This window comes from Micromonospora sp. NPDC050795 (genome assembly GCF_044456785.1).
Lineage (GTDB): Bacteria > Actinomycetota > Actinomycetes > Mycobacteriales > Micromonosporaceae > Micromonospora.
Genome location: NZ_JBITGE010000021.1, coordinates 1 through 11,780, shown reverse-complemented (window position 1 = coordinate 11,780; position 11,780 = coordinate 1). Strand labels below are relative to the sequence as shown.

Sequence of the window (11,780 nt, the reverse complement as noted above, 5' to 3'; positions counted from 1 at the left end):
CATGTCCCGGATCAAGACGTTCAACCTGCCCGACCTGGGCGAAGGGCTGACCGAGGGCGAGATCCTGGCCTGGCTGGTCAAGGTCGGCGACACCATCGAGCTGAACCAGCCGATCGTCGAGGTGGAGACGGCGAAGGCGGCCGTGGAGATCCCGGCGAAGTGGGCCGGCCAGGTCCAGGCGATCCACCACCCGGAGGGCACCACGGTCGAGGTCGGTACGCCGATCATCGCGATCGACACCGACCCGGGTGCCGGGCCGCTGGAGGCGCTGTCGACCACTGCCACGGCCAGCGGTGACCTGCCCACCCCGTCGGCGGCCTCGCTGGCGGCGGTGGAGGTGGCACCGGCCGAGGGCATGATCGAACCCGGTCTGATCGGCGGTGAGGCCCCGGGCGGGCGGACGGCGGTGCTGGTCGGCTACGGGCCGCGTACCACCTCCGCGAAGCGCCGCCCCCGCAAGGGTGCGGTCCCGGCGCCCGCCGCCCCCGCTGGGGTCGATCATGGAGTTGTGGTGGGTCACACACCGGCCCCGACTCCCACGATTCCGGCACCACAAGTCAATGATCGACGCGGCGGGGCGAGCGGTGGAGCCGTGCTGGCCAAGCCGCCGGTGCGCAAGCTCGCCAAGGATCTCGGGGTCGACCTCGCCACGTTGACCGGGTCGGGGCCGCTCGGCTCGATCACCCGGGAGGACGTGCAGCAGGCGGCGAGCGGCGCGAGCGTTGTGGTTGCCGAGCCGATCACGGCGACGACGGCGCCCAGCTTCGGCGCGGACCGGGAGCAGCGCATCCCGGTCAAGGGCGTCCGCAAGCTGACCGCCGAGAACATGTCCCGCTCGGCGTTCACCGCCCCGCACGTGACGGAGTTCCTGACCGTCGACGTGACCCGGGCGATGAAGGCACTGGACCGGCTGCGCGGCCGGCGGGAGTGGCGCGACGTACGGGTCTCGCCGCTGCTGCTGGTGGCGAAGGCGGTGCTGCTGGCGGTGCAACGGCACCCGATGGTCAACTCGACCTGGGCGGGCGACGAGATCGTGGTCAAGGAGTACGTCAACCTCGGCATCGCGGCGGCCACCGAGCGCGGTCTGATCGTGCCGAACGTCAAGGACGCCGGCCGCCTCTCGCTGCGGGAGTTGGCGGACGCGCTGACCGACCTGGTGCAGACGGCGAAGTCCGGCCGCACCTCGCCCGCGGCCATGTCCGGCGGCACCCTGACCATCACCAACGTCGGCGTGTTCGGGGTGGACACGGGCACACCGATCCTGCCGCCGGGTGAGTCCGCGATCCTGGCCTTCGGCGCGGTGCGGGAGATGCCCTGGGTGCACAAGGGCAAGGTCAAGGTTCGCCAGATCACCACGCTGGGGCTGAGCTTCGACCACCGGATCATCGACGGTGAGCTGGGCTCGAAGTTCCTGCGGGACGTCGGCGACTTCCTCACGGATCCGGAGGCGGCGCTGCTCGCCTGGACCTGATCGTTTCAGAACGCCAGCCACGGCCGGTGTGCCACGGGTTAACGCCCGGCACACCGGCCGTGTCCGTTGAGCGAAGGAACCGTCGGCCAAGCAGCCTGTTGACCTTTGATTGTTAGGCAGGTGTCTCAGCTCACCTAATAATCGATGGAATTTCGCCGGCTTCTGCTGTTGAATAGATGCATCAGGGGCTGACAACCGAATAGCTAGGGGGACCCACCAATGAGCAGCATGATCGAGCGAATCCGCAACCACCGCGACGCGACCCGCCGCGCCCGTGCCATCGAGCACGCGCTGCGCTCGGCGAACTCGCCGGCGGTTCGCGAGGAAATCCTCGTCATCGCCCAGCGTCACATGAGCTGACGCTCCACTACATTCCTCACCTCCTCCAGATCGATGGCCCACCCGGCCCACCGGGTGGGCCATCGGCGTTTCCCAACCACCACCACCGGGATTCCGCCCTGCCGCAGCGCCCGGTACGGTGGGCTTCGGTCGCCGCCCGCCGACCCGGCAGACGCCGAGCCGACAAGAACCGCTCGACATCAACCGGACACGGTGAGTGACGAGCAGTGCTCCTTGGACGGTTCGTGCCACCACCCGATACCGTGCGGGGAGCCGGCACAGCGGTACGCCGGTGACGCCGGCAGCCACGCCGAGGAGACCGATCGGCACCGGCGAGCCGACATGTGATGGAGGAGGCGCACCCATGACGTCCGAGGGCCCGCACCGACCCGGCCAGGAGCCGGACGAGGTGTCACCGGGTGCCGGCGGACCGGCGCCGTACGGCGACCGCCCGGCGCAGCCGGACAACGGCCAGAACGCCACCGGCCCCGACCTGGGCTGGGCACCCCCGCCCCCGACGCGACCGAACCCGTCGACGCCGGCATGGGCGACCCAGCCCGAGCAGCCGCCGGCCCCCGCCTGGGGTGCCGCCGCAGCGCAGCCCAACGACCCGGCGCAGCCCGCCTGGGCCGCCGGTGGCGGCGCGAGCGAGCCGCCGCAGCGGCAGCCCGGCGCATGGACCGGCAACGACGGCGCGCCGTCTCCGGCGCAGCCCGAACCCTGGGCCGCGCAGCAGCAGGGCTGGACGCCGGCCGAGCAGAGCGCACCCGCACCGACCTGGACCCCGAACGCCCCCGCTGAGCAGCCGGACTGGGTGCAGGCCCAGCCAGCCGCACGGGGCGCCGCGCAGGTTCCCCCGGCCACCGCCGCCTGGCCCGCCCAGGAGGACCCGGCCAGCGGCTGGGGCGGCGCGGCGCAGGCCAACCCGCCCGCAGCCGACTGGCGGGCGACCGAATCTCCGCAGTCCGACGCACCGCAGGCCGCCGGCTGGTCCGGCGGCGCCCAGCAGGAGCAGGCCACCGGCAACGGCGGCTGGCCCGCCGCCGGCGCCGCCCGGGACGACCAGCCGGTGTGGACGCCGGCGGAGCAGTCGCCACCGGCCTGGGGCCAGCCCGCCGAAGCGACCGAGCAGTCCGCCCCCGGCTGGGGTCAGGCCGCCCAGCAGAGCCCGGCCCGTGGCGCCGCCCAGGTCCCGGCCCCGACCACGAACTGGCCCGCGCAGGACGATCCGGCCAACTCCGGCGGGTGGGCCGCGCAGCAGCAGGCGCAGGCGCAGCCCGCATCGTGGAACGACGGCAACGACGCGCGGCAGGACCAGCCCGCGCAGCCGGCCGCCTGGGCCGAGGCCGAGGGCCGTCCGCAGCAGCCCGACTGGGTGCTCTCCCAACCGGAGCAGCCGACCGAGCGGCCGGAGCAGGCAGGGTGGACCCCGGCGGAGCCGAGCAACCTTCCCGCCCGTGCCAGCGCCAGCGTGCCCACCAGTGGCGGCGCGCCCAACTGGGCCGCCGGCCCGGACAACGCCGCCCAGGGCAACTCCGGCGGCGTGCCGGAGGCCGAGCCGTGGGCCCCCGGTGAGGTGTGGGGTCGCGCGGAGGCCGAAGCTTCCGCCCAGTCCCGTGGAGGCTGGGAGGCGGACCGCGGCGACGAGGCACCGGCCTACCAGCCCGGGCCCGCGCCGGGCATCTCGCCGGCGAACGCGGTGCCGCTGCCCCCGCAGGAGCAGCGCGTCCCGGGTGCCAGCCTGGCCGCCGTCCCGCCGTCCGACTACGCACCCCAGGCTCAGTTCGCTCCGATCCCCGAGCAGCCCGCCTACGCCGAGCGGGAGACCCCGGACGCCGCCGCGCAGTACGGTGGCCGCCCCGAGGACGTCTCCGCGAGCGGCGCGGTGGTACCCGCCCCGCGCACCTCGCCCGAGTCCGGAGCGGGCCGCGCGGTCGTACCGGTGTCGGACGCCGAGTCGGCAGCCGGCGCGGCGGCCCGGGCCACGGCGAGCGCTTCGGTGCCGCTGGCGAGCCGGGTGATGCCCCCGACCGACCAGGCCATCCGACCGACCGGCACGGCCAACCCGCAACCCCGGGTGTACGGCCGTCCGGCACGACCGGAGCCGGAGGCCGAGCCGGAGCCGGAGGCGTTCCAGGGCGACCCGGGCACCGACCGTCAGTGTGCTCCGGAGTGGCAGAACGACGCGCCACGACAGGCCACGCCCGACTGGCAGCACGAGGAGCAGCGGCAGATCGCTCCCGACTGGCAGAACGACGCGCAGCGGCAGCAGCCCGCACCCGAGTGGCAGAACGACGCGCAGCGGCAGGCTGGGCCCGGCTGGGGCGGCGAGCCCTCGGCCGATCCGCGCTTCGACGACCGGCAGCCCGCACCGAACGCGTTCAACGAGGCGCCGCCGGCGTTCCCGCCCGGTGTGCCGTCCTTCGTCGACGCCCCGGGCAACAACAGGCCGGTGAACGGCACCCGCCCGCACTCCGGTGCCGAGGCACCGGCGGACCAGTTCGGCGGCGGCCCCGGGGCGTCTGCCGCCGGCACCGCGAACGGAACGGCGACCTTCGGTGCGCCGAACTTCGGCGGCCCGGGCTCCGGCGCGCCGGGCTACGGCGGGCCGGCGACCGAATCGGTGCCGGGCGGCGGTTTCCCTCCGTCGTTCCCGCCACCGCCGCAGGCCGCGCCGTCCTGGGGCCAGGAGGCCGGCCAGTCGGACCAGGGCCGGTTCGACGCGTTCAAGCCGGACGCCGTCGACGAGCCGAAGGTGGAGCCACCGACGCCGAAGGTCCGCAACGGCCGGGTGCTGGCCGCGGTGCTGATCGCCGCGATGCTCATCCTGGCGGTGCCCCTCGGCCTGCTGCTGCTGCTCGGCAAGGTCGGCGGGAACGACACACCGGCCTTCGACCCGGCGGTCGGCACCTGCGTGAAGCAGTCCGGGCAGGCCGGCGCGTCGGCGGCGGACTGCGGCGAGGCGGGCGCGTTCACGATCGTCTCGAAGGTGGACGCCAAGGAGAAGTGCACCGACACGACGCAGCCCCACGTGGTGTTGCCGGGTGAGGGCACCAACCGGGTGCTCTGCCTGAAGCCGGCCGCGAAGTAGCCGCACCGACGGCGGGGGCACGGGCAACCGTGACCCCGCCGTCGTCGTACCCGCAGGTGGTACCGAATCTCGCCCCCTCCGGCCGGGCACGGGCCGGTGGTCAGGCACGATGGGTGCATGAGCGCACGAGTACGGGCTCCCGAACTGCGCGGTCGGGGCTGGCTGAACACCGGTGGACGCGACCTCAAGCTCGCCGACCTTCGAGGCAAGATCGTCATCGCGGATTTTTGGACGTTCTGCTGTATCAACTGCCTGCACGTGCTCGATGAGCTGCGCCCACTGGAGGAGAAGTACGGCGACGTACTCGTCGTCATCGGCGTGCACTCGCCGAAGTTCGAGCACGAGAAGGACGCCGACGCGCTCGCCGCCGCGGTGGAGCGGTACGGGGTGCACCACCCCGTACTCGACGATCCCGAGATGGACATGTGGCAGCAGTACGCGGCCCGGGCCTGGCCGACCCTGTCGGTGATCGACCCCGAGGGTTACGTGGTGGCCACCATGGCCGGCGAGGGGCACGCCGAGGGGCTGGCCCGACTGATCGACGAGTTGATCACCACCCACGAGGCCAAGGGCACCCTGCACCGGGGCAACGGCCCGTACGTCCCGCCGCCGGCACCGGAGACCGCGCTGCGCTTCCCGGGTAAGGCGGTGCTGCTGCCCAACGGCAACCTGCTGGTCTCGGACTCGGCCCGGCATTCAGTGGTCGAGGTCGACCCGGACGGCGAGACGCCGGTGCGTCGGATCGGCTCGGGCGAGCGCGGGCGGGCGGACGGCCCGGCCGCGGCGGCGACGTTCTCCGAGCCGCAGGGCGTGTGCGTGCTGCCCACGCACGTCGCCGAGGTGGCCGGCTACGACCTGGTGGTGGCCGACACCGTCAACCACCTGCTGCGCGGCGTACGGCTGGAGTCCGGCGAGGTAATCACCGTTGCCGGCAGTGGGCGGCAGTGGCGCGCTGAGGTCGACGACCACGCCCACGACGCGTTCGCCGTCGACCTCTCGTCGCCGTGGGACCTGGCCTGGTACGACGACAAGCTGATCATCGCGATGGCCGGCATCCACCAGCTCTGGTGGTTCGACCCGATCAAGCGGACCGCCGGCATGTACGCCGGCACCACAGTGGAGGCGTTGCGCGACGGCCCGCTGGCCGAGGCGTGGATGGCCCAGCCGTCCGGGCTCTCCATTTCCGTCGACGGCACCCGGCTCTGGGTGGCCGACAGCGAGACCAGCTCGATCCGGTACGTCGAGAACGGTGTGCTGGGCACCGCCGTCGGTCAGGGCCTGTTCGACTTCGGGCACGTGGACGGCCCGGCGGAGTCGGCGCTGCTCCAGCACCCGCTGGGCGTGTGCGCGCTGCCGGACGGCTCGGTGCTGATCGCGGACACGTACAACGGTGCGGTGCGCCGCTTCGACCCGGCCAGCAACCAGGTCTCCACCGTCGCCGACGGGTTGGCGGAGCCGAGCGACCTGGTGCTCACCTCGTCCGGTGAGGTGCTGGTGGTGGAGTCCGCCGCACACCGGTTGACCCGGCTCGCCCCCGGTGCACTGTCGGCGGCGGGTGCCAGCACTGTGGACGGGCCACGGCACCGCACCGAGCGCAAGCCGACCGACGTCGCCGCCGGCGAGGTCACCCTGGACATCGTCTTCACCCCGGCACCGGGGCAGAAGCTGGACGAGACGTACGGGCCGTCGACCCGGCTGGTGGTCTCCGCGTCCCCGCCGGAACTGCTGGTGGACGGTGCCGGCACGGGCACCGAGCTGTCCCGCCGGCTGGTGCTCAACGGCGAGGTCACCGCGGGGGTGCTCCAGGTGACCGCGCAGGCGGCGACCTGTGACGCGGACGTCGAGCACGCGGCGTGCCACCTGACCCGGCAGGACTGGGGCGTACCGGTCCAGGTGGTCGACGGCGCCGTGACCCGGCTGCCGCTGGTGCTCCGCGGCCTGGACGCCTGATGCGATTCGGAGGGGCCCGGCTGGGCCCCTCCGGTCAGGCGAACGGGGCCAGTGTGATGTCGGCGTCGATCAGGGTGGCGCGGACGAGTTCGGCGGCGGAGACCGCGCCCGGGGTGTCGCCGTGCACGCAGATCGAGTCGACCGAGCAGGGGATGACAGTGCCGTCGACAGCCACCACGCTGCGTTGGGTGGCCATCCGCGCCGCCCGTTCGGCGATCTGCTCGGGGTCGGTGATCACCGCGCCGGGGGTGCCGCGCGGCACCAGCGCCCCGTTGGGCAGGTAGGCGCGGTCGGCGAACGCCTCGGCAACCACCGGCACGCCGGCGCCCACGGCGAGTTGGGCGAGCGTCGAGCCGGGAAGGCAGAGGACGGGCAGCTCGGGGTCGTAGCCGCTGACTGCGGCGACCACCGCCGCCGCCTGGGACTCGTCGGTGCTGGCCGCGTGGTAGAGCGCGCCGTGCGGCTTCAGGTAGCGGACCCGGGTGCGGAACAACCGGCAGAACGCGTCCAGCGCCCCCAACTGGTAGGTCACCTCGTCGCGTAGCTCGGCGAAGTCGTACGCGATGTGCCGCCGGCCGAAGCCGGCCAGGTCCCGGTAGCCGACCTGCGCGCCCACCGCGACGCCGCGTCGCGCGGCGCCCTCGCAGACCCGCCGCATGGTCGACGGGTCGCCGCCGTGAAAGCCGCAGGCGACGTTGGCGGAGGTCACGAGGCTCAGCAGCGCCTCGTCGTCACCGAGTCGCCAGATGCCGAATCCCTCGCCCAGGTCAGCGTTGAGGTCCATGGAATCTGACGGTAGTACCTGGCCGGGCCTGCGCGAGCGGGGTCACGTCGGTGACCACCCCGATGACGGGGTATCCACCGGTGGTCGGATGGTCCGCGAGGAAGATCAGGGGTTGTCCGTCCGCCGGCACCTGCACCGCGCCGAGCACGATGCCCTCGCTGGGGAGTTCGCCGGCCACCGCGCGGGGCAGCGCCGCGCCGGCGAGCCGCGCACCGACCCGGTTGCTCACCGGGCTGACGGTGTACGCGCTGCCGAAGAGCCGGTCGAACGCCGTCGGCGTGAACCAGTCCTCGCGAGGACCGGGACCCAGCGTCAGGTGCAGCTCCTCAGGCGGCGTCGGGCACACGGTCAGGTCCACCGGTGCCGGGGTGCCGACCGGATCACCGAGCGGCAGCAGGTCACCGTCCCGTAGCCGGGGCGGGCCGAGCCCGGAGAGGGTGTCGGTGGCCCGGCTCCCGAGCACCGGTGACACGTCGATGCCGCCCGCCACGGCCAGCCAACTCCGTACGCCCCGCCGGGCAGGACCGATCCGCAGCACCGTCCCGGCCGGCACGCTGAGCGGGCGTCCCGTGTCACCGGGCCGGGCACCCGCCTGGACGGGAACCTCGGTGCCGGTGACCGCCACCGTGCCGGCCCGGGTCAACCGCAGGGTGCAGCCGGTCAGGGTGATCTCCAGGCCGGCCGCGTGCTCCGGATTGCCGACCAGCCGGTTGGCCAACCGCAGCGCACCCGGGTCGAGGGCGCCGGACCGGGGTACGCCCAGGTGCGCCCAGCCGGGCCGGCCCAGGTCCTGCACCGTGGTGAGCGCACCGGCGCGGATCACCTCGATGGCGGCCGGGCCCCTCACGCCGCCACCATCCGCACCGTGGTGCCCGGGCCGAGTCGGGCCGGCGGGTCCGCGGCAACGTCGAACAGCACCAGGTCGGTCCGACCGACCAGCAGCCAGCCGCCCGGGGAAGCGCCCGGGTAGATGCCGGCGTACGGGCCCGCCAACGCGACCGAGCCAGCCGGCACCCGGGGACGGGGGGTGGCCAGCCGGGGCAGCGCCAAATCGGCGGGCAGCCCGGTCAGGTAGGGGAATCCAGGCGCGAATCCGCAGAAGGCGACCCGGAACCGCGTACTGGTCAACCGGTGCCGTACTGCCGGCACGTCCACGCCCCAGTGTTCCGCCACTGCCGCCAGGTCCGGCCCGTCGAAGGTGACCGGCACGAACACGTCAGCCGCGTCGTCGGCCCCGCCTTCGGTTGTGGCGTCGCGGAGTTCGGCTGCGCCTCGCGCCCGGGTGACGGCGGACGCCCAACGGGTCAACTGCTCGGCGGTGGTAGTCGGGTCGGGCAGGCCGTCGAGTAGCACGGTCCGGGCCGCCGGCACGATCTCCACGGCGATCAGGTCGCCCCGCTCCCGACGCCGCCACAGCTCGGCCCGCCACGCTTCGACAAGGGCGGCCTCCGGGATGTCGGCGGGGGCGGTGCAGTCGAGTAGCAGGGCGTGCGCCCCGACGGGTCGGATCCGCATCCGCTCATCCTCGCCGATGCCGTGCCGATCCGGTGTTCACGTTGACGGTGCCGGGTGTCACCAACGCCACTACTTGCAAGTAACCTACGGTGCCGTAACCTGACTGGGTGACCACCTCCGCCCCGCTTCGCCTGAAGCCGGTCGACATCGGTAAGCCCCGGATGCGCGGCTGGCTGCACACGTACGCCTTCTTCGTCGCCCTGGTCTGCGGCATCGTGCTCTGCTCGATCGCCGCCACCCGGCCCGGGTGGGCACCCCTGGTGAGCTGCCTCATCTACAGCCTGACGGTCTGCGGGCTCTTCGGCACGAGCGCGCTGTACCACCGTCGCGTGTGGTCGGAGCGCGGCTACCAGGTGATGCGCCGGATGGACCACTCGATGATCTTCGTGTTCATCGCCGGCACGTACACACCGCTCTGCGCGATGCTGCTCGCGCCCCGGCCAGCCACCGTGATGCTGGCCCTGGTCTGGGGTGGCGCACTGGCCGGCGTTGCGGTCAAGGTGGTCTGGCCGCACGCGCCACGCTGGGTGTCCGCGCCGCTCTACCTGGCGCTGGGCTGGGTGGCGGTGGCCATGCTCCCGGAGATCCTGCACGGGGGCGGCGTCGCGGCACTGGTGCTGCTGATCGTCGGCGGCGCGATCTACAGCGTCGGCGCGGTCTTCTACGCGTTGCGCCGGCCCAACCCGTGGCCGACCGTCTTCGGCCACCACGAGTTCTTCCATGCCTGCACCCTGCTGGCGGCGCTCTGTCACCACATCGCGATCTACTTCGCGCTGTTCGCCTGACCCAACCGCCAGGACCCAGGGTCCCGGCAACGCCGCTCGGCGGCAACGCACGGCGGCGGCAATAGCCATGATCGTGCACACGCGAGCCGGGGCCCCGCGACGCTGCGGGACCCCGGAGTGTGTGGGCGAGGATCAGACCGGTCGGCCCGGCCGACGCACCTCGCGGTACTCCTGCACGACCTGGTCGGCCTGGACCGGCACGACCCGGTCGGCCACCACGCGCTCTTCGCGAACCGGCGCGGCCACTACCGGGCGGCGGCGGCTGTTCCAGAAGTAGAGGGTGGCGAGCAGGCCGGCGACGCCGGCGAGCATCAGCACCCAGCCGACGACGGCCAGGTCCAGCCAACCCAGGTCGGCCTCCACTGCGAACGCGAAGATCGCGCCCAACGCGATCAAGAAGATGCTGCCACCAATGCCCATGTCTCGCTCCTCGGCTCTAACCTGGCGTACGTCGCGCCGCGGCCGTCGGTAGGGGTGCGGCATCCATCGACTTACCCAGGCACGGAGATCGCCAATCGGGCAAGCTGGGGGCATGACGGACGCCGACCCCGACACACGGACACTGGTGTTGCTACGGCATGCGAAGGCCGAGCAGGGCAACGACGCGGCGGACGACGCGGAGCGGCCGTTGAGCGCACGCGGGAACGCCGACGCGGCAGCGGCCGGGGCCTGGTTGGCGCACCAGGGGCTGCTGCCCGACGTGGTGATCTGCTCGACGGCCCGACGCACCCGCCAGACCTGGCACGGGGTGGCGATGGGGATGACCGGTTCACCGCCGGAGGGTGGCCCGACCGGTCCTCGCCCAACCGTCCGTTATGAGCCGGGTGCGTACGACGCGCACCCCGAGGAGTTGTTGTCGCTGGTCCGCACTGTGGACCCGGCGGCCCGCACGGCATTGCTCATTGCCCACAATCCAGGCATCTCGCTGCTCTCCGCGCTCCTCGACCCCGAGGGCGTGAACGACGAGGGTCTGCGCACCGCCGAGCTGGCGGTGCACCGCTGCCCGCTCGGCTGGACGGAGTTGAGCAGGGCGGGAGCGCCGCTCACGGCTCGGCACACCGCACGCGACTGAGCCACCCGCCGATCGGACGGGTGGCTCAGGGGTACGCGTTGTGCCGGGATCAGGACGGCGGCGCGGTTGGTGGCGGCGGGTCCGGCGGTGGCGGCATCATCGCCGTGGGATGAGACAGCCGGTTCTCCTCCACGATGAGGGTTCGAGCCCGCTTGCGCCGGTCCTGCCAGAACCAGACAGTGGTCAGCAGTACGGCCAGCCCGGCCAGGATGAACACCCAGCCGACGGCGCGTACGTCGATCCACCAGACGTTGGCCCTCAGCGCGAAGGTCAGGATCGCGCCGATCGCGATGAGAAAAATGCCGCTTCCTACACCCATGTGCGCTGCACTCCCCCGTGCGGTGGCTCTGGGCGTTCCCTTTCGAGGTCACGCGACGGTTACCCGCCACGGCAGCGGCATACCCGACCGGGCGCGGTCAATACGTGCCCACCATCAGGACGAAACGGCGGCGGCCGACGGGGCGTCATGCCCCGCCGGCCGTCGGTGCCGAGTGGTGCGACCCGGCACAGGACCCAGGTCCTGTTTCATAAGAACTGGCCGGCCTGCGGCGGGCCCGGACGACGACCGGCGGCGTTGCGGTTTCGTCCGGATACAACACCGGTATCCGGACGAGACCGCGCCTTGCCGGATCGCCGTCCGGACTCCGCCTCGGCTCGACCGCCCTTATGAAACAGGACCTAGGCCGTGTTTCGTAAGTGGGCGTGGGCCGGGTGAGGTCACGGCGTGGCGGTGATCGATAACTGAAGAGGTCTCCGGTAAGTGGGTTAGCGAC

At 72.9% G+C, this 11,780-nt stretch carries 11 protein-coding genes; 6 read left to right on the top strand and 5 right to left on the bottom strand.

Annotated elements, in window-relative coordinates; translation table 11 throughout:
- Position 1: 1 nt before the first annotated feature.
- The 4 genes from ACIBEF_RS19340 to ACIBEF_RS19325 all read left to right on the top strand — a co-directional run bounded on the left by ACIBEF_RS19340 (position 2) and on the right by ACIBEF_RS19325 (position 6,851).
- The gene (locus ACIBEF_RS19340) at positions 2 to 1,471 is read left to right on the top strand and encodes a dihydrolipoamide acetyltransferase family protein (RefSeq protein ID WP_396794701.1); all 1,470 of its coding nucleotides are present in this window, start codon (positions 2 to 4) and stop codon (positions 1,469 to 1,471) included.
- 219 nt (positions 1,472 to 1,690) lie between these two features.
- Positions 1,691 to 1,831 (top strand): hypothetical protein, encoded by a 141-nt coding sequence (locus ACIBEF_RS19335; RefSeq protein ID WP_355004647.1) that lies wholly within the window; start codon positions 1,691 to 1,693, stop codon positions 1,829 to 1,831.
- A gap of 343 nt (positions 1,832 to 2,174) precedes the next feature.
- Positions 2,175 to 4,901 carry a hypothetical protein gene (locus ACIBEF_RS19330; protein ID WP_396794601.1) on the top strand — a complete coding sequence of 909 codons (2,727 nt, stop codon included), beginning with the start codon at positions 2,175 to 2,177 and terminating at the stop codon, positions 4,899 to 4,901.
- Positions 4,902 to 5,018: 117 nt separating this feature from the next.
- Positions 5,019 to 6,851, top strand: coding sequence for an NHL domain-containing thioredoxin family protein (locus tag ACIBEF_RS19325; RefSeq protein ID WP_396794599.1), 1,833 nt, complete (start codon positions 5,019 to 5,021; stop codon positions 6,849 to 6,851).
- A 34-nt stretch (positions 6,852 to 6,885) separates the two neighbouring features.
- Here ACIBEF_RS19325 and ACIBEF_RS19320 read toward each other — a convergent pair whose 3' ends face one another.
- Genes ACIBEF_RS19320 through ACIBEF_RS19310 form a run of 3 tightly spaced genes read right to left on the bottom strand, consistent with a single transcriptional unit; the run spans position 6,886 to position 9,150 of the window.
- Positions 6,886 to 7,635 (bottom strand): LamB/YcsF family protein, encoded by a 750-nt coding sequence (locus ACIBEF_RS19320; protein ID WP_396794598.1) that lies wholly within the window; start codon positions 7,633 to 7,635, stop codon positions 6,886 to 6,888.
- Positions 7,619 to 8,581, bottom strand: coding sequence for a biotin-dependent carboxyltransferase family protein (locus ACIBEF_RS19315; RefSeq protein WP_396794700.1), 963 nt, complete (start codon positions 8,579 to 8,581; stop codon positions 7,619 to 7,621). Before ACIBEF_RS19315 ends, ACIBEF_RS19320 begins: the two co-directional genes overlap by 17 nt.
- Positions 8,479 to 9,150 carry an allophanate hydrolase subunit 1 gene (locus ACIBEF_RS19310; protein ID WP_396794597.1) on the bottom strand — a complete coding sequence of 224 codons (672 nt, stop codon included), beginning with the start codon at positions 9,148 to 9,150 and terminating at the stop codon, positions 8,479 to 8,481. The genes ACIBEF_RS19315 and ACIBEF_RS19310 overlap by 103 nt, the downstream gene beginning before the upstream one ends.
- A gap of 107 nt (positions 9,151 to 9,257) precedes the next feature.
- Here ACIBEF_RS19310 and ACIBEF_RS19305 point away from each other — a divergent pair, with 107 nt between their 5' ends.
- Positions 9,258 to 9,935, top strand: a complete 678-nt coding sequence (locus tag ACIBEF_RS19305; RefSeq protein ID WP_355004642.1) for a hemolysin III family protein — start codon at positions 9,258 to 9,260, stop codon at positions 9,933 to 9,935.
- A 132-nt stretch (positions 9,936 to 10,067) separates the two neighbouring features.
- On the opposite strand, the gene ACIBEF_RS19300 is transcribed toward ACIBEF_RS19305, so the two are convergent.
- Positions 10,068 to 10,355, bottom strand: coding sequence for a DUF6458 family protein (locus ACIBEF_RS19300; protein ID WP_396794596.1), 288 nt, complete (start codon positions 10,353 to 10,355; stop codon positions 10,068 to 10,070).
- Between the two features lie 112 nt (positions 10,356 to 10,467).
- Between ACIBEF_RS19300 and ACIBEF_RS19295 the strand changes: the two genes are divergently transcribed.
- On the top strand, positions 10,468 to 11,007 hold the full coding sequence (locus ACIBEF_RS19295; RefSeq protein ID WP_396794595.1) for a SixA phosphatase family protein: 540 nt from the start codon (positions 10,468 to 10,470) through the stop codon (positions 11,005 to 11,007).
- Positions 11,008 to 11,056: 49 nt separating this feature from the next.
- On the opposite strand, the gene ACIBEF_RS19290 is transcribed toward ACIBEF_RS19295, so the two are convergent.
- On the bottom strand, positions 11,057 to 11,326 hold the full coding sequence (locus tag ACIBEF_RS19290; protein WP_030487564.1) for a DUF6458 family protein: 270 nt from the start codon (positions 11,324 to 11,326) through the stop codon (positions 11,057 to 11,059).
- Between the last annotated feature and the right edge of the window lie 454 nt (positions 11,327 to 11,780).